This window comes from Pseudomonas guariconensis, from assembly GCF_015680235.1.
Classification (GTDB): Bacteria; Pseudomonadota; Gammaproteobacteria; order Pseudomonadales; family Pseudomonadaceae; genus Aquipseudomonas; species Aquipseudomonas guariconensis_A.
Genome location: NZ_JADLJL010000019.1, coordinates 53594 through 77342, shown reverse-complemented (window position 1 = coordinate 77342; position 23749 = coordinate 53594). Strand labels below are relative to the sequence as shown.

General features: G+C 63.3%; 11 protein-coding genes and 2 pseudogenes. 7 read left to right on the top strand and 6 right to left on the bottom strand.

The window, feature by feature from the left end:
- Nucleotides 1-49: 49 nt before the first annotated feature.
- Complete coding sequence (locus tag IRZ56_RS14675) at nt 50-1219, bottom strand: MFS transporter (RefSeq protein ID WP_196145583.1); 1170 nt, start codon at nt 1217-1219, stop codon at nt 50-52.
- Nucleotides 1220-1325: 106 nt separating this feature from the next.
- Here IRZ56_RS14675 and ptrR point away from each other — a divergent pair, with 106 nt between their 5' ends.
- Both ptrR and IRZ56_RS23245 read left to right on the top strand, forming a co-directional pair.
- Nucleotides 1326-2219: a putrescine utilization regulator PtrR gene (gene ptrR, locus IRZ56_RS14670; RefSeq protein WP_196145582.1), complete on the top strand. Its 894-nt coding sequence runs from the start codon at nt 1326-1328 to the stop codon at nt 2217-2219.
- A gap of 124 nt (nt 2220-2343) precedes the next feature.
- A complete protein-coding gene (locus IRZ56_RS23245; RefSeq protein ID WP_256543834.1) occupies nt 2344-2472 on the top strand; it encodes a PA1414 family protein in 129 nt (42 codons plus the stop codon).
- A gap of 84 nt (nt 2473-2556) precedes the next feature.
- Here IRZ56_RS23245 and IRZ56_RS14665 read toward each other — a convergent pair whose 3' ends face one another.
- Nucleotides 2557-3936, bottom strand: a complete 1380-nt coding sequence (locus IRZ56_RS14665; protein WP_196145581.1) for a sodium:solute symporter — start codon at nt 3934-3936, stop codon at nt 2557-2559.
- Between the two features lie 246 nt (nt 3937-4182).
- The gene (speB, locus tag IRZ56_RS14660) at nt 4183-5133 is read right to left on the bottom strand and encodes an agmatinase (protein WP_043209365.1); all 951 of its coding nucleotides are present in this window, start codon (nt 5131-5133) and stop codon (nt 4183-4185) included.
- A gap of 225 nt (nt 5134-5358) precedes the next feature.
- On the opposite strand from speB, the gene IRZ56_RS14655 reads away from it, so the two are divergent.
- The 4 genes and pseudogenes from IRZ56_RS14655 to IRZ56_RS14645 all read left to right on the top strand — a co-directional run bounded on the left by IRZ56_RS14655 (nt 5359) and on the right by IRZ56_RS14645 (nt 8628).
- Nucleotides 5359-6252, top strand: coding sequence for a LysR family transcriptional regulator (locus IRZ56_RS14655; protein ID WP_196145580.1), 894 nt, complete (start codon nt 5359-5361; stop codon nt 6250-6252).
- A gap of 139 nt (nt 6253-6391) precedes the next feature.
- Nucleotides 6392-6673: pseudogene (locus IRZ56_RS23515) on the top strand (PAS domain-containing protein); the annotation flags it as partial.
- A gap of 303 nt (nt 6674-6976) precedes the next feature.
- Nucleotides 6977-7957 (top strand): annotated as a pseudogene (locus IRZ56_RS23510) (methyl-accepting chemotaxis protein); the annotation flags it as partial.
- A gap of 77 nt (nt 7958-8034) precedes the next feature.
- Nucleotides 8035-8628 carry a tRNA-uridine aminocarboxypropyltransferase gene (locus tag IRZ56_RS14645; protein ID WP_196145578.1) on the top strand — a complete coding sequence of 198 codons (594 nt, stop codon included), beginning with the start codon at nt 8035-8037 and terminating at the stop codon, nt 8626-8628.
- Between the two features lie 837 nt (nt 8629-9465).
- Here IRZ56_RS14645 and IRZ56_RS14640 read toward each other — a convergent pair.
- The 3 genes from IRZ56_RS14640 to IRZ56_RS14630 all read right to left on the bottom strand — a co-directional run bounded on the left by IRZ56_RS14640 (nt 9466) and on the right by IRZ56_RS14630 (nt 14414).
- The gene (locus IRZ56_RS14640; protein ID WP_196145577.1) at nt 9466-10821 is read right to left on the bottom strand and encodes an HlyD family type I secretion periplasmic adaptor subunit; all 1356 of its coding nucleotides are present in this window, start codon (nt 10819-10821) and stop codon (nt 9466-9468) included.
- A 9-nt stretch (nt 10822-10830) separates the two neighbouring features.
- The gene (locus IRZ56_RS14635; protein ID WP_196145603.1) at nt 10831-12966 is read right to left on the bottom strand and encodes a type I secretion system permease/ATPase; all 2136 of its coding nucleotides are present in this window, start codon (nt 12964-12966) and stop codon (nt 10831-10833) included.
- Nucleotides 12967-13040: 74 nt separating this feature from the next.
- Nucleotides 13041-14414: a TolC family outer membrane protein gene (locus IRZ56_RS14630; protein WP_196145576.1), complete on the bottom strand. Its 1374-nt coding sequence runs from the start codon at nt 14412-14414 to the stop codon at nt 13041-13043.
- 481 nt (nt 14415-14895) lie between these two features.
- Between IRZ56_RS14630 and IRZ56_RS14625 the strand changes: the two genes are divergently transcribed.
- Entirely contained in the window at nt 14896-23484 is an 8589-nt protein-coding gene (locus IRZ56_RS14625; RefSeq protein ID WP_196145575.1) for a retention module-containing protein, read from the top strand.
- Nucleotides 23485-23749: the final 265 nt, after the last annotated feature.

Below are 23749 nucleotides of genomic sequence, written 5' to 3'. Positions count from 1 at the left end.
GTAGGCGCGGCCTTGTACCGCGAAGGGCTGCAAGGCAGCCCCGGCGTCATCAAGCCGAAGCACAACGCCCGGCGGGCTGAAGCCGCCCCCGACGCTGGCCAACCAGCACCAGCACTCCCGCGACCCCTAGCCCACTCGCAGCAAGCAGCAGGGCAGGTTGCAGGCTCCCACCGTAATGGGTGCTCACTGCCGCCAGCAGCGGCCCGCTGAGCTGGCCGAGGGCGAAGCAGACGGTGAGCAGCCCGGCGTTGCGCTGGGTGGCATGAGGGGCCAGTTCCCGCGAGCGCTGCATCACCAACTGCATGCAGGCCAGGAACGGCGCGCCGCACAGCAGCACGCCCAAGGCCAGGCCGAACCCGTTGCCCAACAGGCAGGCCAATACCCCCAGGCCCTGTAGCCAGAGCGTCGCGCTCAACCATCGGGACGTGCGAACCGGGCGCCGCACGCTGACCAGCACGACCCCCAACGCAGCCGCCAGGCCGAACGCCGGCCAGAACAGGTCGGCCTGCCACTGGCCGTGGAACTGCTGGCTGGCCATCTGCGACAGAAAGGTCGCCGGCAGGATGTAGCCGATGCCGTATAGCCCATAGACCATCCCCAATCGCCCGATGCCCGGCTGGGTGGCGTCATCGTGGAGCGCGCGTGCAACCGCCGTGGCTGGTTGCGCCCGGGGCAACCAGGGCAGCACGGCCAACAGCATCACCAGGGCAGCTACCGCATAGACCAGCCACAACGTCGCCGACCCTTGCTCCATCAAATGGGCACCCAGGGCGAGCAGGCCGGTGACGGCGATGCCGATGCCGGGTCCAGCGAATACCAGCGCTCCCAGGCGAGGGCGACCGTGGGTGGCGGCCAGTTGTTGGCTGAGGCTGGTGATCATGACCAGTACCCAGGCACTGGCCACGCCGGTCCCGAAGCGCAGCAGCAGGTGGCTCCAGAAGCCGTGGGCCGCCCAGGAGGCGAGGGTCAGCAATACGCACAGCCATAGGCCGGCGTGCAGGCGCAGGCGGACCTGGGCCGGTCGGCGGGCGAACATGCCGTCCACTGCGCCGAGAAAGTAGCCCAGGTAGTTGGCGGCTGCCACCAGGCCGCCGGCAGTCAGGTCGAACTGGCCCTCGGCGATCAGACGCGGCAACTGCGGAGTCAGGGCGAAGCGGCCGATGCCCATGGCCATCATCAGGGCCACGGCGCTGGCCAACAGTTGTACGAAGGGAGACATGCGGCAACTCCTGAACCCGTGAAAACGATAGAGGGCAGGGTAGGGCGGATTGACTTTCAAAAAAATTGAATAATGATGATCAAGTTGTTCTGTTTTGGAGAAAGTCATGGAGTTCAGCCAACTGCGTATCTTCCAGGCCGTTGCCGAAGAGGGGTCGGTGACCCGGGCCGCCGAACGCTTGCACCGGGTGCCGTCGAACCTGTCGACCCGCTTGCGCCAGCTGGAGGAGCAGTTGGGCGTCGAGCTGTTCCTGCGCGAGCGCCAGCGCCTGCAACTGTCGCCGGCGGGCAAGGTTCTGCTCGATTACGCCAACCGCCTGCACGCCCTGCGTGACGAGGCCGTGGCCGCAGTGCAGGGCGGCCAGCCGGCCGGCGATTTCACCCTCGGCACCATGTACAGCACCGCGGCGATTCATTTGCCGACCTTGCTGGCCCGCTATCACCAGGCCTACCCAGCTGTGAACCTGCAGGTGCGGGCGGCGCCCAGCGGTGAGTTGCTCGAAGGGCTGCTGGCGCATCGCCTGGACGCTGCCTTGGTGGATGGCCCGCCGAGCCTGGCCGGCCTGGATGGTGTACCGCTGTGCGAGGAGGTGCTGGTGCTGATCACACGACCTGAGCATCCTGCGGTGCGCAGTGCCCGGGACGTGGCCGGCAAGGCGGTGTTCACCTTCCGTCAGGGCTGCTCCTATCGCATGCGCCTGGAGGCCTGGTATGCCCATGACCATACGCCCATGGGCCGGGTCATGGAGATCGAGTCGTACCAGAGCATGCTGGCCTGTGTGATCGCCGGGGCCGGGGTGGCGCTGATGGCGCAGTCCATGCTCGACAGTCTGCCGGGCCGTGACCAGGTTCGTGCCCACCGCCTGCAGGCACCCTTCGACCATGCGGTCACCTGGCTGATGTGGCGTCAGGGCATGTGTGGCGCCAACCTGCAGGCCTGGATCGATGTGCAACAAGGGGAAACAATTGACCGACCGTCGGCAGGCAGCGTTTGCGCTTGATCCGCGTCAAACTCGCCCTTATGTGTAGGAACAGAAGCATGCGTAATACAGGACATGGGGCTATGATCTGTATGAAGCATCGCAGGATTGAATCGCCGTGAGGCTGACCCGTGAAGGGGGCATTATGAACAACCGAATGTACAACTGGCTCCACGACCTCGCTGTCGCCTTGGGCTTGCTCCCACCTCCGCTGCAGCCGGTGCCGATCCCTACCGACGAAGAGCAGCGCAAGCGCCAACCGCGTCGCCGCTGAAACGAAAAGGCCGCCGCATCCGAAGATGCAGCGGCCTTTTCAGTCATGGCGGGTTTATGCCAGCCTGGCCGTGCCGGCTAAGGCTCACGCCAGGTTGACGGCCCCCACCGGGCGGCGCGACAGCAGGCTGACCACCACGAAGCTCACCAAGCCGATCGCCAGGCTGTAGTAGATCGGCGTGTTGGCGTCCAGACCATCCTTGAACATGAAGAACAGCGCGGTGGCAAAGCCCAGCGACATGCTGGAGATCGCCCCGGCGGTGGTGGCGCGCTTCCAGAAGATCGCCCCGATCAGTGGGATCAGCATGCCGCCCACCAGCAGGTTGTAGGCCAGGGTCAGGGCGCTGATCACATCGTTCACCGCCAGGGCAATGCCCAGTACCACCAGGCCGGTGAGCAGGGTGAACAGGCGGTTGATGCCCAGGCTCGATTGCTTGCCACCGCGCAGCTTGGGCAGCAGGTCCTCGGTCAGGGTGGTCGAGGCAGCCAGCAGGCCGGCGCTGGCGGTGGACATCATCGCAGCCAGGGCCGCGGCCATCAGCAGGCCACGGATGCCCTCGGGCAGCTGACCCTTGATCATCTCGGCGAAGGCATTGTTCGGGTTGGCCAGATCCGGCATCAGCACATGGGCGGCCATGCCGATCAGGGCGCAGGCCAGGCCGTACAGTACGCAGTAGACACCAGCGGTGGTACCGGCGCGCTGGCAGACCTTCTCGTCACGGGCGGTGAACACCCGCTGCCAGATGTCCTGGCCGATCAGGATGCCGAAGAAGTAGATCAGGAAGTAGGTGATGATGGTGTCCCAGCCGATGGTGGTCCAGCTGAAGCTGGCCGCCGGCAGTTTGGCCACCAGGGCGTCCCAGCCACCGGCCTTGTACAGGCACACCGGCAGCAGGATGAACATCAGGCCGACGGTCTTGATGATGAACTGGACGATGTCGGTCAGGGTCAATGACCACATGCCCCCGATGGTCGAGTACACCACCACCACGCCACCGCCGAACAGCAGGGCCATCCAGAACGGTACGTCGAGCAGCACTTGCAGTACGGTACCCATGGCCAGGGTCGAGGTGACTGCGATCATCAGCGCATAGGCGAGCATGATGGCTGCACTGGCCTGGCGTGCCATCGGGTTGTAGCGGCGCTCCAGCACCTGGGTGACGGTGAAGATCTTCAGGCGCAGCAGCGGCTTGGCGAGGAACAGGTTCAGCGCAATGATGCCCAGGCCCAGTGCGGCGCAGAGCCAGAAGCCGGAGATCCCGTGGACATAGCCCAGGCGCACGGTACCGACGGTGCTGGCACCGCCCAGCACGGTGGTGGCCATGGTGCCCATGTACAAGGTCGGGCCGAGATTGCGCCCGGCCACCAGGTAGTCTTCGTGGGTCTTCGCGCGCCGCATGCCATACCAGCCAAGGCCGAGCATGCCGGCGGCATAGATCAGTACAACGATGATGTCCAAGGCCATTGGGAGTCTCCCGATTATCTTTATTATGGCGAGATCGACCGGTCAGGCGATTCACGGCGCCCGGCGGTCCTGTCTTGTGTTGGCGGGCCTCTATGGCCCTTCCGAATGGCTCCTGCCAGGGGTATTGCTTGCATGGCCCTTGTGGAGCCGGTTTGTCCCGCGATGGCGGTCGCCGAGACTGCATGGCCGGTCTGGCCATCGCCATCGCGGGGCAAGCCCGCTCCTACAGGGAATGTGCAGCCTTGCTTAGCGACGCACCACACCTGGCAGCACGCAGAGCATCTCGAACAGCAGGTTGGCGCCCAGCAGCGAGGTGTTGCCGGTGGTGTCGTAGGGCGGCGAGACCTCGACCAGGTCGCAGCCGATCAGGTCCAGGCCGTGGCAGCCACGGATGATCTCCATCGCCTGGATAGTGGTCAGGCCACCGATCTCGGGGGTACCTGTGCCTGGCGCCCAGGCCGGGTCGATGCCGTCGATGTCGAACGACAGGTATACCGGGCCGCCACCGACCTTCTCGCGCACTTCGGCCATCAGCGGCTCCAGCGACTTGTGCCAGCACTCCTCGGCCTGCACCACGCGGAAGCCCTGGCGACGACTCCAGTTGAAGTCATCGGCGGTGTAGCCCTGGGCGCGCAGGCCGATCTGCACCACGCGGTCGCAGTCGAGCAGGCCTTCTTCCACGGCACGGCGGAAGGTGGTGCCGTGGGCGATCTTCTCGCCGAACATATGATCGTTGACGTCGGCGTGGGCGTCGATATGCACCAGGCCGATCTTGCCGTGCTTCTTGTGCAGGGCGCGCAGAATCGGCAGGGTGATGGTGTGGTCGCCACCGAGGGTCAGGGGGATGATGTTGTGCTCGAGGATCTCGTCGTAGGCCTCTTCGATGATGCGCACGGCGTCGAGTAGGTTGAAGGTGTTGATGGCCACGTCACCGATGTCGGCTACCGACAGCGAGTCGAACGGGGCGGCGCCGGTGGCCATGTTGTACGGGCGGATCATCACCGACTCGGCGCGAATCTGCCGCGGACCGAAGCGGGTACCCGAGCGCAGCGAGGTGCCGATGTCCAGCGGCACACCGATGAACGCGGCGTCCAGGCCTTCGGCGCTTTGCAGGTGGGGAAGACGGAGCATGGTGGCGATGCCGCCGAAACGCGGCATTTCGTTGCCGCCCAGTGGTTGGTGGAGAATCTTTTCCACGGTGGGCCTCATCAGTCGGTCGATTGTTCTGTTTGTTCGAACCTGTGCCGCCGCGTGCCTGGCTGGCAGGGTGGCGCCGGCGGGCAGGGACATTGCGGCCAAGTCTGCGCAAGGTAGTGGGCGGGAGGAATCGCTACACGCAAATACTTACTTCAGGAATTTCTAAACTAACGCGTGGTGGCGGGTTAGACTCTGCCGATCCTCAGCCTGCGGAACCGCTGCACCATGGCCTCGTCACTGCCCGACCTGAAACTGTTGCGTATCTTCATCAGCGTGGTCCGCCACCAGGGCTTCGCCAATGCCCAGCGTGAGCTGAACCTCTCCACCTCGGCCATCAGCACCTATATGAGCCAGCTGGAAAGTGCCCTGGGCATCGTCCTGTGCCACCGTGGTCGCGGGGGCTTCAGCCTGACCAGCAAAGGCGAGCTGTTCCACCAGGAGACCCTGCGCCTGCTGGCCGAACTCGATGGTTTCGAACAGTACGCCGCGGCCCTCAAGGGCGAACTGCGCGGCACCCTCAATTTGGGGGTGATCGATTCCACGGTCGGTGACAGGGCCCTGCCGCTGGCCGAGGCCATCGGCGCCTATAGCCAGGAGCACCCGGCGGTGCACCTGCACCTGTCGGTGTCCAGCCCCTATGAGCTGCAACTGGGTGTGCAGGACAATCGCCTGGACCTTGCCATCGGCGCGTTTTCCTCGCGTATGAGCGGCCTGGTGTATCAGCCGCTCTACCGCGAGCAGCACTGGCTATACTGCAGCAATCGGCATCCGTTGTTCGGCGAGCGCCGGGTCCCTGAAGAGGTGATCACCCAGCAGCGCATGGTCGGGCGGGGCTACTGGAGCCAGGCGGAGCTGGCCCGGCATGGGTTCAAGCACAGTGCTGCAACGGTGGAAAGCATGGAGGCGCAATTGATTCTGATTCTTTCCGGCGCCTACATCGGCTACCTGCCCGAGCACTATGCCCAGGCCTGGGTCGACAAGGGCGACCTGCGGGTGTTGTCGCCCGCCACCTTTGGCTACCAAGCGCCGTTCTCCATGATCATTCGCCGTGGCAGGAGCCGGGAACCGTTGATCCAGACCTTCCGCGACCTGCTCAAGTCGCAGCTCAACGTCAGCTGAGCGAGGTCGCTTTTAGAACATAGCGTCAGGCTGTGTAAATTTTCGTCCAAGGCACGCGACTGGAGTGATGGCACTCTGCTAAATATCTATTTGCTTTGATGAAATTTCCCATCATCTACATGATGCAAGGACCGCCCCGATGCGCATGAATTTGCCCGTCACCGAGCACGAAAGAACCTTCCCCAACGACCAGCGGCTGATCTCCACCACCGACCTGAACAGCCGCATCACCTATTGCAATGATGCGTTCGTGGCGATCAGCGGTTTCACCTATGAGGAGCTGGTGGGCCAGCCACACAACCTGGTGCGCCACCCGGACATGCCGCCTTCGGTGTTCGGGCATATGTGGGAAACCATCAAGCAGGGCAAGCCCTGGATGGGCGTTGTCAAGAACCGCGCCAAGAACGGGGACTACTACTGGGTCAGTGCCTATGTCACAGCCATCTACGAGAATGGCCGCATCAGTGGCTACGAGTCGGTGCGTTCGGTGCCCAGCCGCGATCAGATCCGCCGCGCCGAGGCGCTCTATGCGCGTTTGCGTAGCAATCGCTCTGCCGTGCCTTTGGCCGCGCGCCTGGGGCATGGGCTGCAGCATGGCCTGCCCTTGGTCGGTGCCGGCCTGGTGTCGGCGGCTGGCTATCTGTGGCTGCCGCAATATGCGGCGTTGGGTGTGCTGATGGCGAGCATGCTCGGTGCCTGGTACTGGATCGAACATCGGCAGAACCAGGCCATCCGCCGTACCCTGGCCGAGCACCCCAAGGCTTTCACCAGCCCGTTGGTGGCGCTGACCTACAGCGACAACCCGGGCCTGCAGGGGCAGCTGGACCTGGCCATCATCAGTGAGGAGGCGCGCTTGCAGACCGCCTTGACCCGTTTGGTGGACGCCGGCGTGGGGGTCAAATCCCGGGCAGCACAGTCGGCTGGCCTTTCCGATGCCCAGGCACAGATGCTCGATCGCCAGCGCAGCGAGACCGACCAGTCGGCCACGGCCATCGCGCAGATGGCAGCGACCATCCAGCAGGTCACCCACAACGTGCAGAGCACCGCTCACGCCGCCAGCGACGCCGACCAACTGGCCCAGCAGGGTAGCGACCTGGCACAGCAGAGTCTCAAGGCCATGGGCAGCATGAGCGATGCGGTCAACGATATCGGCCAGGCGGTCAATGCCTTGGCCGAGCAGACCCAGTCGATCGGCAGCGTGGTGGATGTGATCACTTCCATTGCCGAGCAGACCAACCTGCTGGCGCTCAACGCCGCGATCGAGGCGGCGCGGGCCGGTGAGCAGGGCCGAGGTTTCGCGGTGGTGGCCGATGAGGTGCGCTCGCTGGCCCAGCGTACCCGCGCGTCCACCGAGGAGATCCACCAGATCATCGCTTCGCTGCGCTCGGGGGCCGAGCGCGCGGTAAGCACGGCCAACCGCGGGGAGCAGATTTCCCGTGACAGCGTGCAGAGTGTCGAGGCGGTGCAGCAGGCATTGTCGGGCATCGTCCAGGCGGTCAGCCGGATCACCGGCATGAGCCAGCAGATGGCGACGGCGTCCGAGCAGCAGAGCCATGTCGCCGAGGACATCAACCAGCAGATCGTGCGTATCGCGCACCTGTGCGACGAGAGCGCGGGGCAGGCCAAGCAGGGGGCCGAGATCAGCCAGGACCTGGAGCGCATGGCCGAATACCTGCACAGCCTGGCGGAGCGCTTCAACCGCTGATGCTGCGTCTAGCCCCACAAGGATGTGGAGGCTTTGCCCGTAGGCTGTGGCACACTGCGCGGGGTAAGGAGAAGCTTATGTCCAGACCCCGCTGCGAACGCTGCCTGCGTCCGCTTGACCACTGCCTTTGCCCGTTGATTCCCAGCCTCGACAGTCGTACCCGGGTGGTCGTGCTGCAGCACCCGAGCGAGGCTTCGCATGCCTTGAATACCGCGCGGTTGGCGGCCCTTGGGCTGGTCAATGCCGAGTTGCGGGTGGGTGAGGTGTTCGATGACCTCGAGTTACTGCTGGCCATACCTGGGTATCGGCCGGTGGTGTTGTTCCCGGGTGACGGGGCTGTGGTCCTGCAGGCTTACGGAGGCGGTGACGAGTTGCCTTTGTTGCTGATCGTGCCTGACGGTACCTGGCGCAAGGCGCGCAAGCTGCTGTACCTGAATCCGTTGTTGGCGGCGTTGCCGCGGGTGACGCTCGGGGAGGTGGGGGCATCGCGCTATCGGTTGCGCAAGGCGCCGGGGGAGGGGGCTTTGTCCACTGTCGAGGCTGTGGTGGGGGCGTTGAATGTCCTGGAGTCGCCGTTATGTTTCGATGGGCTGTTGAAGCCGTTCGATGCATTGATCGAGGGGCAGATCAGGGCCATGGGGCGGGAGACGTTTGAGCGTAATCATCGGTAGGTTGCTGGTTGGTTTTGGGTTTTTTGGGATAAAGCCATTTGCTTTATCGACGCTGAGTCACTTTTGCGCCCTTACGGCGGGTCACTTTTTGTCAAACGTGACAAAAAGTAACCAAAAAACGCTGGCTCTTGCATCCGGCCCCTGCGCCGCTTGCCAGGCATCCATGCCTGGCACCCACCTGCGCAAGGCTTCCACTCGGCCTCCTGACGTCGCGTTTGGCGGCGCCAGGGCTATTGCGTAGCACAAGCAAAGGCAGGCTGCTTGGTAGGATCATGTAAATAGCTTAATACCGGCCAGTTAAACAAATGGGGCCGCTACGCGCCCCATCGCGGCACAAGGCCGCTCCTACAGGAAACCGTCGTTGGTCAGGTTTGCGTGATCCTGTAGGAGCGGCCTTGTGCTGCGATGGGCTGCATAGCAGCCCCAATGAAGTGTCCCAAATAGCTTAATCGACCGGCATTACCTTTTGCCTTTGCCTTTGCCTTTGCCTTTGCTTGCGATGCGCAACGGCCCAGGCGCCGCCAAACGCGACGTCAGGAGGCCGAGTGGAGGCATTGCGAAGGTGGGTGCCGGGCATGGATGCCCGGCAAGCGGCGCAGGGCCATGGATGGCCCTTCGCCGCGTCCCACCGGGAGTAATGCCGGAGCGAGGGAACCCCGGAGCGTAGCGCAGGGGCTGGATGCAGGAGCCAGCGGTTTTTGCCTACTTTTGCCCAAGAGCAAAAGTAGGTCGCCGTAAAGGCGAAAAGCGCCAGTGGTGCCACCACCGAAAATGAATTTCACACAATCTAAAAGCCCAAGCCCCAAGCCCCAAGCCCCAAGCCCCAAGCCCAAGCCCTCACCGTTCCCGAAGCGCCTCCGTTCGTGCCTTGAGCACCGGCTTCAACAGATAATCCAACACACTTTTCTGCCCCGTGATGATATCCACCGTCGCCACCATCCCCGGAATGATCAACAAAGGCTTCTGGTCCCCGCCAAGGTGATTCTTCTCGGTCCTCACCTGAATCAGGTAGAACGCGTTGCCTTTGTCATCGGTCACCGTATCCGCGCCGATCAACTCGAGTGTGCCCTTGAGCCCCCCGTAGATCGTGTAGTCGTACGCCGTCACCTTGACCATCGCCGCCTGCCCCGGATGCAAGAATGCTACATCCTGCGGCCGGACCTTGGCCTCGATCAGCAGGTTGTCCTCGATCGGCACGATCTCCACCAGGTCGCTGCCCGGTTGCACAACCCCACCGATGGTGTTGACCTTCAGCAACTTGACGATCCCACGCACCGGCGACACCACCGTGGTGCGGTTGACCCGATCGTCGATGGCGATACTCGAGGCGGTGATCTTCGACAGTTCCGTGCGCTTGTCGTTGAGCTCCTTGGCTGCCTCGGAGCGGAAGGTCGCGTCGGATTCCTGGATCTTGCTCTTGATCTCCGCCACTGCCGCCTCCGCCCGTGGTATCGCCAGGCTGGTGGCGTTGAGCTGGCCGCGCGCCTCCACCGTGCGCTGTTTCAGGCGCAGGATCTCCACCGGCGAAATCGCCCCGGTGCCCACCAGCGGCGTCGACATGTTCAGCTCCTGCTGCAAGAGCCCCAAAGCCGAACGATACTGCTCGACCTTGGAGCGGAACTCGGCCAGCTCCTGGGTCTTCTGCCGCAGTTGTTCGTTCAGCGTCTGTTTCTCGCTGGCCAGGCGACGCTGGCGCGATTCGTACAAGGCGACCTCATCCTCGGCGACTTGCGGGGCCTTGGCGCGGACTTCGTCCGACAGCACCAGCGGGTGCCCCTCGGCTTCGGCCGACAAACGTTCGACCTGCGCGGTCAGGGCGTAGCGATCGGCCTCGCTTTCACCCTTGTTGGACAAGAACCGCGTATCGTCCAGGCGTAGCAGGGTCGTGCCCTTGTCGACCATCTGCCCTTCGCGCACGAAGATCTCGGTGACGATGCCGCCTTCCAGGTTCTGCACCACCTGCACCTTGCTCGAAGGGATGGCCTTGCCTTCGCCCACGGTGACCTCGTCGATCACCGCGAACTTGGCCCAGGCCAAGGCCACCAGCAGGAGGCCGGCAGCCAGCCACACCGTCAGGCGTGACAGGCGCGGGGAGTCCTGCAAGGTCGCGCCGGCCAGCTCCGGCATGTAGTCGCGCTCGGCGTGCTTGCCCAAGCGCGGGAGGTCACTGCGTACACTGGGCTCGATAGCCATGGGAACCTCCTAGAGCGCCGCGCCGATGCGGCCCTTGCGCAGGGCGTCGACGACCGCATCCTTGGGACCGTCGGCAACGATCTTGCCGTTGTCCAGCACCAGCAGGCGATCTACCAGGCTGAGCATGGATGTGCGATGAGTGACCAGCAGCACGGTCTTGCCTGGCACCCATGCCAGCAGGCGTTGGCGCAATTGCTCCTCGCTGCTGTTGTCCATGTGGCTGGTGGGCTCGTCGAGGATCAAAATCGGTGGCTCCAGCAGCAATGCACGGGCCAGTAGCACGGCCTGGCGCTGGCCGCCGGAAAGCAGCTGGCCGCGTTCGCCCACCGGGCGGTCGAAGCCCAGTGGATGCAGGCGCGCCAGCTCGCTGACGCCGGTTAGCTCGGCCACTTCCAGCATGCGCGCGTCGCTGACGTGGCGTGCGCCGAGGGTGAGGTTGTCGCGCAGGCTGCCGGCCAAGAGCGGCAGATCATGGGCCACGTAGCCCATCTGGCTGCGCAGATCGGCAATGTCCAGCTGGCGCAGGTCCAGGTTGTCGAGCAACACCTGGCCTTCGTCCGGGTGGTGAAAACCCATCAGCATGCGGGCAAGGGTGCTCTTGCCCGAGCCGCTACGGCCAATGATGCCGATGCGCTCGCCCGGCTGGATGCTCAGGCGCACGTCCTGCAGTGCCAGGGCGTTCTGCCCCGGGTAGCGGAAATTGACATGGTTGAGGGCCAGGCCGCCGTGCAGCGTGGTGTGTTCCAGCGCCTGGTGCTCGGCCTGGCGTTCCTGGGGCAGGGCCATCAGTGCATCGGTGCTGCGCATGGTCAGTTGGGCCTGCTGGTAGCGGGTGATCAGCCCGGCGATCTGGCCCAGGGGCGCCAGCACGCGGCTGCCGAGCATGTAGCTGGCGACCAGGGCCCCGACACTGAGGTTGCCGGCGATGATGCTGTAGACCCCGGCGACGATGGTGGCCATGCCGCAGAATTGCTGGATGAACAGCGTGCCGTTGCTGGCCAAGGAGGACAGGTTACGGGCATGAACGTCGAGGCGGGCGATGGCGCCGTTGGTGTGTTCCCACTGGTATTGTCGCTCGCTCTCGGCGCCGCAGGCCTTGAGGGTCTCAAGCCCGTCTAGGGTCTCGATCAGCAGGGCCTGGCGTACCGAGCCCAGACTCAGGCTTTTCTGCACCGTGTCACGCAGGCGTGCCTGGATGAGCAGGGCGAAGCCCACGGCCAGCGGGAAGGCCAGCAGCGGGATGAGCACCAGCCAGCCGCCGATCAGGCCGATCACCAGCAGCATCAGCACCACGAACGGCAGGTCGATGATGCTGGTCAGGGTCACCGCGGTGAGGAATTCGCGCAGGCCCTGGAAGTCGTGGATGCTCTGGGCGAAACCGCCGATGGTGGCCGGGCGCGCCTTCATGGCCATGCCGGTGATGCGTTCGAAGAGGGTCGCCGACAGAATCAGGTCGGTCTTCTTGCCGGCCTGGTCCAGCAGATGGGCGCGCACCATGCGCAGCACCAGTTCGAACGCCGTGCCGACGAACAGCCCGCCCACCAGGACCCAGAGGGTCGAAAGGGCCTGGTTGGGCACCACCCGGTCATAGGTCTGCATGACGAACAGCGGCACCATCAGCCCCAGCAGGTTGATCAGCAGGCTCGCCAGCAAGGCGTCGCCATACAGCCAGCGTGAATGCCTGAGCGTGTCGCGAAACCAGGCATCGACTCGGGGCATCAGCGGCGTGCGCAGGTTTTCCAGGGTATGCCGCGGGCGGGCGAACAGCGCCTGGCCGGCGTAGGCTTGCTCCAATGCGTCGCGTTCGACCCATTGTTCACCGCCGTCGGCTTCGCAGGGCAATAGCAATGCCCGGCCATCCTCGCCCCAACGCTGCAATACCGTGCTGCGGCCATCGTTCAACAGCAGCAGCACCGGCAGGTTGAGCGTTGAAATGGCGGCCAGCTCGCGCTGCAGCACCCTGGCCTGCAAGCCCGCGCGCGCGGCGGCGCGGGGCAGCAGCGCCAGGGGCAGGCGCTGGTCGGCCAGGGGCAGCCCGCTGCACAGGCCGGCACGGCTGGCCGTGCAGCCATGCAGCCTGCACAGGATCAGCAGGCCATCGAGCAACGGATCATCAACATCCAGGCGCGGTTGCGCGCTTTGCATACTGGTCACGATGGCCTACTCCTGCCACAGGGGGAGGAATCCGTTCCGGACGAACAGCCTGGCGCGGGCGAACACTACCGCATGTCAGGTAACCGGGCTTCGTTGCGTACTTCGCTCTTGGCAATGGCTTCCGGCGGCAACGAGACACGTTGCTTGCTCAGCAGCTCGCCCATGTTCGCCAGCACCCGGTACATCGAGAACTCCTCGGTGTAGCGCACCTCGGTGTAGCGGCGGTTGGCGTTGTACAGTTCGTTCTCGCTGTCGAGCACATCCAGCAAGGTGCGCTGGCCGAGGCCGAACTGGTCCTGGTAGGCCGCGCGTACGCGCTGGGTGGTCTCGGCGTACTCACGGGCGGTCGGGGTCTGCTTGCGTGCGTTGTTCATGGCGTTCCAGGCCAGGCTCAGGTTTTCGTTGAGCTCGCGCAGGGCATTGTTGCGAATGTCCATGGCCTGGTTGATCTTGTGCGCGTCGGACTGCAGGCGTGCCTTGTCGCTACCGCCGCGGAACAGGTTGTAGTTCAGCTCCACGCCGGCCTGCCAGTCGTTATTGTCGTGGCCGCGCTGGCCGGCGGTGTTGTTGTTGGCGCCGGTGGCCAGTACCGCGTCCAGGCGTGGGTAGAAGGGCGACTTGGCCACTTCGTACTGCTGCTCGGCGGCATTCACGTCGGCCTGGGCCGATTTCAGGTAGGGGTTGTTCTCCAGCATGCCCTGGCGCGCTTGCTCCAGGGTGGTAGGCATCTCGCCCTTGATGGTCACTGGCGTTTCCAGCTCGTCGGGCATGCGCCCGACCACGCTGTAGAAGTTGGCCTCAGCGTCGGCCAGGTCGACCTCCGCGGTGTCCAGGTTGTTCTCGGCCAGGGCACGGCGGGCACGGGATTGGTCCAGGTCCGCAGTGCTGCCCACGCCGCGTTCGCTGCGCAGGCCGATTTGGTCGTTGACCCGCAGGTGTGCCTGCAGGTTGTTCTTGGCCAGGGTCACCAATTCACGGCGCTTGAGCACCTCCAGGTACACCTCGATGGCGCGTAGGGCCACGGTCTCGGCCGTGGCCTGGGTGTAGTAGGCGCGTGAGTTGGCCACCGCTTCGGTGCGGCCCACTTCGTTGGCGGTGTTGAAACCGTCGAACAGCATTTGCCGCAGGCGCAGCTCCGACTGGGTATAGGTCAGGGTTTCCTTGTTGTGGTTGCGCGAGCCATCGGCGTTGAAGCCTCGGGTATTGGTGTTGTCCGAGCGTTGGCGACCGTAGCCTGCGACCAAATCTACGGTCGGGTAGTAACCCCCGCGCGCGAATTTCACATCCTCGTCAGCGGACAGCCGGCTGTTACGGCTGGCACTGATCTCCGGATGCTGGTCCACAGCGTTCTGGACGGCCTCGGTGATCGACATCGCCTGGGCGCTGGAACATGCCATGGCCAACAGGATTGCACTGGTGATGGGGGTTAGAACGCGCATGGGGTACATCTCCCTGACTTGAAAGGTGCTGCAATCGCCAAAAAAATGGCGAAAAATGAGGATCAAACCGTTTCAGGTTTGTAACAACACAGCTAAGAACATTTACTGGCCAAGCTAAGAAGATTTCTTCATAAGGGTTATGCGAAAAAAAACTTATGCGGTCTAAGAAATACCGGACATTGTTCTATTCAAGTCGTCCGGTGATTCAGCGCTAGGCGTTGTTTTTCGGGCCTCTCGGAAAAGTTCCCGTTTTTCTTGCAGCATAGGGCAGGGGAGTCGCGCAGGGATACAGGCAAAATGATATTTGGCGACATTTTATTGACATGTGTCATCTGGCCATCTCGTTTTGTCGTGTTCCTCGTCGAGCGTCGGGCAATGGTCGTGATTCGCTGTGCAATCACGCGCCTGGCGGACCGATCCGCACTTCCTCGACAGGCCTCAGGCTGCAGGAGCCCGTCGGCAGCAATGGAGGCGTGGATTCATGGCTAAATCACTCGGTGTGGTCAGCAAGATTGTCGGTCAGGTATTCGCGGTTGGCAGCGACGGCACCCGCCGCCTATTGGTCGAAGGCGACCGCCTGTTCGCCGGGGAGCAACTGGAGACCGGCGTCGCCGGAGCGGTGGCGGTGCGCCTGAGCAATGGTGCCGAGCTCACCCTGGGACGCGACAGCAGCCTGGAGTTGACACCGCAGTTGCTGGCCAATCGGGCAGGTCACGTGCACACACCTGACGCGGTGACTCCTACCGAGGCCGACCTCAGCGATGTGCAACGTCTGCAAAAGGCGATCGCTGCCGGCGCCGACCCAACCCAGGACGCCGAAGCGACTGCAGCCGGGCCCAATAGTGGCAACGCGCCTGGTGCCTTGGGCGGCGGCCACAGTTTCGTGTTGCTGACCGAAGTCGCCGGCCGTGTGGATCCGGTAATTGGCTTCCCCACTGCGGGGTTCAACGGCATCCCCGAATTCGAAGACCTCGATGTCGGCGATATCCGGTTCGATGACGAGCGGCCGCCGGCCTTGGACAATCCAGTGAGTCTGCAGGGCCTGGACGTGGCCGGCAGCGAGCTGACTCTGAACGAGGCCAACCTGCCCCAGGGGTCGGCCAGCAACGCGGGTTTGCTGACCCAGGCCGGTACGTTCACGGTGCTGGCTCCGGACGGTGTGTTCAACCTCAATGTCGGTGGCATCAATGTCGTCACCGGTGGCGTCGTGACTGGCGTAGGTCAGTCGCTGACCACTGGGCTGGGCAACGTCCTGACCATCACCGGCTACGACCCGGCCACCGGTACGGTCAGCTACAGCTACACCCTCACGGGCGCCCATGGGCATTCTCCGGCAGATGGGGCAAACGCGTTGGCGGAACATTTCAACGTGCAGGCCAGTGATGCCGACGGCGATGTGGCCAGCGGCAGCCTGGATGTGCGCATCGTCGACGATGTGCCACGGGCCGTGGATGACGGCAACCCACTCAGCGCGAATGAAACCCAGCAGGTGCTCACCGGCAATGTGCTGACCAACGATGTACAAGGGGCCGATCGTGTGCCGCAGGGGCCGATCACGGCTGGCACGTTTGTCGGGACCTACGGCACCCTGGTACTCAAAGCCGATGGTTCCTACACCTATACGCTCAACAGCAGCGACCCGGATTTCATCAGCCTGCATGGCGGTGGCACTGGGGTAGAGCAGTTCACCTACACCTTGACCGATGCAGATGGCGATACCAGCACGGCAACCCTGGTGCTCGATGTCACCAACCTTGATGACTCGGTCACCTTGGGTGGCCTTGACGTGAACGGCGGCGAACTGACTGTCCATGAGCGCAACCTGGGCGACGGCAGCAGCCCTGACGCAGGTGCACTGACGCAAGGCGGCAGCTTCACCGTGGCCGCGCCCGATGGCCTGCAAAACCTGACCGTGGGTGGCATCGCCGTGGTCAGTGGTGGCCTGACGGCAGGTTTCCCGCAGTCGCTGACCACCGCGCTGGGTAACACGTTGACCATCACCGGCTACAACCCCAGCACGGGTGTGGTGAGCTACACCTACACGCTCATCGACAACGAAACCCACCCGAACGCCAATGGTGCCAACGGCCTGGGCGAGAGTTTCACGGTCGTTGCGACCGATACCGACGGCAGTGCGGCCACCGGCAACCTCGATGTGAACATCATCGACGACCTGCCGACCGCAGCGCCCGACAGCAACGCGACCACGGCCACCGAGCAACACACCACACTGACCGGCAATGTCCTGAGCAACGATACCCAGGGTGCTGACCGCGTCCCGAGTGGCCCGATCACCGCCGGCACCTTCGTCGGCACCTATGGCACCCTGGTGCTCTCTGCCGATGGTTCCTACACCTATACGCTCAATACCAGCGACCCGGACTTCTTCAACCTGCATGGTGGTGGCAGTGGCATAGAACAGTTCACCTATACGCTGACCGATGCCGATGGCGATGTCAGCACGGCGACATTGCAGTTGAACGTCGCCAACCTCAACGACCCGGTCACCCTTGGCGGCCTGGAGCTGAATGGTGGGGAGCTGGTCGTCCAGGAAAGACACCTTGGCGATGGCAGCAGCCCGGATGCTGGGGCGCTGACTCAAGGCGGCTCGTTCACCATTACAGCGCCAGATGGCTTGCAGGCGCTGGTCGTGGGAGGCATCAACGTAATCAGTGGTGGAGTGACGGCGGGCTTCCCGCAGTCGATCACCACACCGCAGGGCAATACCCTGACCATCACCGGCTACAACGCCAGCACTGGCGTAGTGAGCTACAGCTACACACTAACTGACAACGAAGCCCACCCGAACGCCAATGAGGCCAACAGCCTGAGCGAAAGCTTCACGGTCACGGCTACCGACACCGACGGCAGCACGGCCACCGGCAACCTCGATGTGAACATCATCGACGACCTGCCGACTGCCGTGGGTGACAGCAACCTCGAAACCGCCACCGAGCAACACACCACACTGACCGGCAATGTCCTGAGCAACGATACCCAGGGTGCTGACCGCGTCCCGAGTGGCCCGATCACCGCCGGCACCTTCGTGGGTACCTACGGCACCCTGGTGCTGTCGGCCAATGGCGCGTACACCTACACACTCAACACCAGCGACCCGGACTTCTTCAACCTGCACGGCGGCGGCAGCGGTATAGAACAATTCACCTATACGCTGACCGATGCCGACGGCGATGTACGCACTGCAGTGTTGGAGCTGAACGTCACCAACCTCAACGATCCGGTCACTCTGGATGGCCTGGGCGTACAAGGCGGTGAACTGACTGTCTACGAGAAGAACCTGGGCGACGGTAGCAGCCCTAATGCTGGGGCGCTGACTCAGACGGGTTCCTTCACAGTCACCTCCCTGGATGGCTTGCAAACTCTGACCGTAGGTGGCATTACCGTCGTCAGCGGCGGCGTGGTCGCGGGCTTCCCGCAATCGGTGACGACTGGACTGGGCAACACCCTCACCATTACGGGCTACAACGCCAGCACCGGGGTGGTGAGCTACAGCTACACACTAACTGACAACGAAGCCCACCCGAACGCCAATGAGGCCAACAGCCTGAGCGAAAGCTTCACGGTAACGGCTACCGACACCGACGGCAGCACAGCCACCGGCAACCTCGATGTGAACATCATCGACGACCTGCCGACTGCCGTAGGTGACAGCAACCTCGAAACCGCTACCGAGCAGCACACCACGCTGACCGGCAATGTGCTGAGCAACGATACCCAGGGCGCCGACCGCGTCCCGAGTGGCCCGATCACCGCCGGCACCTTCGTGGGTACCTACGGCACCCTGGTGCTTTCGGCCAATGGTTCCTACACCTACACACTCAACACCAGCGACCCCGACTTCTTCAATCTGCACGGCGGCGGCAGTGGCATAGAGCAGTTCACCTATACGCTGACCGATGCCGATGGCGATGTACGCACTGCGGTGCTGGAACTGAACGTCACCAACCTCAATGACCCGGTCACTTTAGATGGTTTGGGCGTGAATGGCGGTGAACTAACCGTCTACGAGAAAAACCTGGGCGAAGGCAGTGCACCGGACACCCCAGCCTTGACCCAGACCGGTACCTTTACCGTCACGGCGCTGGATGGCCTGCAAACCCTGACCGTGGGCGGCATTACCGTCGTCAGCGGCGGCGTGGTCGCGGGCTTCCCGCAGTCGGTCACGACGGGACTCGGCAACACCCTCACCATCACCGGTTACAACGCCAGCACTGGCGTGGTGAGCTACAGCTACACGCTGACTGACAACGAAGCCCATCCAAATGCCAACGAAGCCAATAGCCTGAGCGAAAGCTTCACGGTCACGGCTACCGACACCGACGGCAGCACGGCCACCGGCAACCTCGATGTGAACATCATCGACGACCTGCCGACTGCCGTGGGTGACAGCAACCTCGAAACCGCCACCGAGCAGCACACCACGCTCACCGGCAATGTGCTGAGCAACGATACCCAGGGCGCCGACCGAGTACCTTCCGGCCCGATCACCGCCGGCACCTTCGTGGGCACCTACGGCACTCTGGTGCTGTCGGCCAATGGCGCGTACACCTACACACTCAACACCAGCGACCCCGACTTCTTCAATCTGCACGGCGGCGGCAGCGGTATAGAACAATTCACCTATACGCTGACCGATGCCGACGGTGATGTGCGCACTGCAGTGCTGGAGCTGAACGTCACCAACCTCAACGATCCGGTCACTCTGGACGGTCTGGGTGTACAAGGCGGTGAACTAACCGTCTACGAGAAGAACCTGGGCGACGGTAGCAGCCCTAATGCTGGGGCGCTGACTCAGACGGGTTCCTTCACAGTCACCTCCCTGGATGGCTTGCAAACCCTGACCGTAGGTGGCATTACCGTCGTCAGCGGCGGCGTGGTCGCGGGCTTCCCACAGTCGGTCACGACGGGACTCGGCAATACTCTGACCATCACCGGCTACAACGCCAGCACTGGCGTAGTGAGCTACAGCTACACGCTGACTGACAACGAAGCCCATCCAACTGCCAACGAAGCCAATAGCCTGAGCGAAAGCTTCACGGTAACGGCCACCGACACCGACGGCAGCACAGCCACCGGCAACCTCGATGTGAACATCATCGACGACCTGCCGACTGCCGTAGGTGACAGCAACCTCGAAACCGCTACCGAGCAGCACACCACGCTCACCGGCAATGTGCTAAGCAACGATATCCAAGGCGCCGACCGCGTCCCGAGTGGCCCGATCACCGCCGGCACCTTCGTGGGTACCTACGGCACCCTGGTGCTCTCTGCCGATGGTTCCTACACCTACACGCTCAACACCAGCGACCCCGACTTCTTCAACCTGCATGGTGGTGGCAGCGGTATAGAACAATTCACCTATACGCTGACCGATGCCGACGGTGATGTGCGCACTGCAGTGTTGGAGCTGAACGTCACCAACCTCAACGATCCGGTCACTCTGGACGGTCTGGGCGTACAAGGCGGTGAACTAACCGTCTATGAGAAAAACCTGGGCGAAGGCAGTGCACCGGACACCCCGGCCTTGACCCAGACCGGTACCTTTACCGTCACGGCGCTGGATGGCCTGCAAACCCTGACCGTAGGTGGCATTACCGTCGTCAGCGGCGGCGTGGTCGCAGGCTTCCCGCAGTCGGTCACGACGGGACTGGGCAACACCCTCACCATCACCGGTTACAACGCCAGCACTGGTGTGGTGAGCTACAGCTACACGCTGACCGACAACGAAGCCCACCCGAACGCCAATGAGGCCAACAGCCTGAGCGAAAGCTTCACGGTAACGGCTACCGACACCGACGGCAGCACGGCCACCGGCAACCTCGATGTGAACATCATCGACGACCTGCCGACTGCCGTGGGTGACAGCAACCTCGAAACCGCCACCGAGCAGCACACCACGCTGACCGGCAATGTGCTGAGCAACGATATCCAAGGCGCCGACCGCGTCCCGAGTGGCCCGATCACCGCCGGCACCTTCGTGGGCACCTACGGCACCCTGGTGCTGTCGGCCAATGGTTCCTACACCTACACACTCAATACCAGCGACCCCGACTTCTTCAACCTGCATGGTGGTGGCAGTGGCATAGAACAGTTCACCTATACGCTGACCGATGCCGACGGTGATGTGCGCACTGCAGTGCTGGAATTGAACATCACCAACCTCGACAACCCAGTCACCTTCACAGGCCTGGACATCACCGGCGGCGAACTGATCGTCTATGAGAAGCATCTTGCCGACGGCACCAGCCCTGACGCAGGCGAACTCACCCAGAGCGGCAGCTTCACCGTCACCGCCCTGGACGGGCTGGACACCCTGACAGTCGGCGGCATCGCTGTGGTCAGCGGCGGTGTGGTGGCAGGCTTCCCGCAATCGGCGACGACCGATCTGGGCAACACCTTGACCATCACCGGTTACAACCCCAGCACCGGCGTGGTGAGCTACAGCTACACACTGGCCGACAATGCCACCCACCCGGACGCCAACGGCACCAACAACCTGAGTGAAAGCCTCGCCGTCAGCGCGACCGACACCGACGGCAGCATCGCCAATGGCAGCATCGACGTCACCATCGTCGACGATGTGCCTTCGGCAGTCGATGCCGAGCGCGCCGTTTCCCCAGGCCAGGTGGATTCCAACCTGCTGCTGGTGATCGATGTCTCTGGCAGCATGGACTTTGCCTCAGGCGTACCAGGCCTGACCCGTCTGCAATTGGCCAAGCAGGCGATCAACGCCTTGCTCGACAAGTATGACGAGATGGGCGACATCAAGGTGCAGATCGTCACCTTCTCCGATGGCGCAACGCAGGAGTCCTCGGTGTGGGTATCGCTCACCCAGGCCAAGAACATCGTCAATGGCCTGAGCGCCGGTGGGGCGACCTACTACGACTCAGCCGTCAACGTTGCCAAGACGGCCTTCGTGGCTAGCGGCAAACTGGCCGGTGCCCAGAATATCTCGTACTTCTTCTCCGATGGTGAACCGACCAGCGGCCACAGCATCACCGCCGACAGGGAAGCCAGTTGGGAAACGTTCCTCGACGACAATGGCATCAAGTCCTACGCCATTGGCCTTGGCAGTGGTGTGAACGAGGGCAACCTCAACCCGTTGGCCTACGACGGCAGCACCCACACCGATACCAATTCGGTCGTGGTCACCGACCTCAACCAACTGAATGCTGTACTGTCCGGCACGGTGCTGGGTGCACCGATCACCGGTAGCCTGCTCAGTGGCGGCGAGCTGGGGGCCGATGGCGGCTTCATCAAGGCGCTGGTGGTCGATGGCACCACCTACACCTACGATCCCAAGGCCAACGGTGGCGAAGGTTCCTACACAGCCAGCGGTGGGGCGGATCACGGCACTTTCGATACCGCCACCAATACCTTCAACATCAAGACCAACCTGGGCGGCACGCTGCTGGTGGACATGGACACCGGGGACTTCATCTACACCCCGCCCAAGGATACCGGCGTAACCCAACAGGAAAACTTCGGCTTCACCGTCAGCGACAACGACGGCGATCCCAGCAGTGCCACCCTGACGGTGAACATCTACACCAATACCGCGCCTGTCGCTGGCGCCGACCACATCATCACCAACATCACCGGGGCCAGCATCACCGTTCCGGCCGAGGTGCTGCTGGCCAACGACAGCGATGCGGATAACGACAAGCTCACGGCCTCGCCGATCACCTTCGACACCGGTTTCTCCGTCAAGGGCGAAGGTTTCAGCGTGGGCAACGGTATTCCGGTCATCGATTTCAACGGCACGGGGGGGAGCCAGACAAACCGCTTCAAAGATCTGCCACGCAGTGCCTTCAGAGGCACAGCCAACAGCATGGTCGCCGCGCTGATCGTCGATGCCTTCGTACGGGACGTCGGAGCCAGCAATGCCAACGACCAGGATGTCATGACGGTCCACTTGAAAAAAGGCGAGACCTTGACCCTCGACCACGACGTGCCGACCGGCAACCTGCAGATGTTCTGGAAGGATGACGTGGGCGATTATCAACCCATTACCGATGGCCACTTCTTCACGGCCAGCCATAGCGGTGACTATTCCATCCTGGTACGCAACGTGACCGACAGCAACTTCGGTTCGGGTGCCGAGTTCTACAAGCTGACCATGACCATCGACTACAGCAATGCCCAGAACGAGGTATACAACGGCACCTACACCACCAGTGACGGCCATGGCGGCGCGGCCACGGGCAATGTCGATATCACCTACCAGGCCGGCAGCGTGCTCACCGGCACCGACGGCGACAACACCCTGCTGGCCGGCGCCGGCAACGACACCTTGCACGGCGGCCTCGGCCACGATGTGTTGGTCGGTGGCAGCGGTGACGACCTGCTCTACGGCGGCGGCGGCGACGACTTGCTGATCGGCGGCCCGGGCAATGACCTGCTCGATGGCGGTGCGGGCATCGACACTGCCAGTTACGCTTCGGCCACCGGCGGCGTGACCGTCAACCTGAACCTGACCACTGCGCAGAACACGGGTGGTGCCGGCAGCGATACCCTGAACGGTATCGAGAACCTGATCGGCTCGGACTACAACGACACCCTGACCGGCAACGGTGGCGATAACCTGCTGATCGGCGGGTTGGGCAACGACACCCTGAACGGTGGCGCGGGCAACGATGTCCTGCTCGGCGGCCTAGGCGACGATACGCTCAACGGTGGCAGCGGCAACGACACTTTCGTCTGGCAGAAGGGCGAAATGGGGCACGACACTGTGCTGGCGTTCACCCCGGGCAGCGATCGTCTCGACCTGTCGCAGCTGCTCCAGGGCGAAAACGGTACTACTGCCTCGTTGGATGACTACCTGCACTTCAAGGTCTCAGGCTCGGGTGTCAATGTGGTCTCGACCATCGAAGTCAGCAGCGTGGCTGGCGCCGCACCAACCCAGACCATCGACCTGGCCGGTGTCGACCTGGCGCAGCATTACGGCGTGACGGCAGGTGCCGGTGGAGTGGTCGCGGCAGGGCAGGACACGGCGACCATCATCAACGGGATGCTCAATGACCATTCGCTGAAGGTGGATACGGTGTAAGGCGGCTCTCCGGGAATGAAGGTACCCCGTGTGGGAGCAACTGCCTTGCGAAATGTCCAAGAACTGGCGCGATCCCTGTGGGAGCCGGCTTGCCGGCGATTGGGGCGGGCCTGCCATCGCGGCTGATGACAAGGGCTTCGCCCTTGATCGCGGGATAAGCCCGCTCCCACAGAGGCCATGCAAGGCAGGTAGGGACCGGCTTGTCAGCGATAAGCGGCGCCAGAGCATATGCGCGGGTCGCACCTGTGGCGCTGGGCAATCGGCC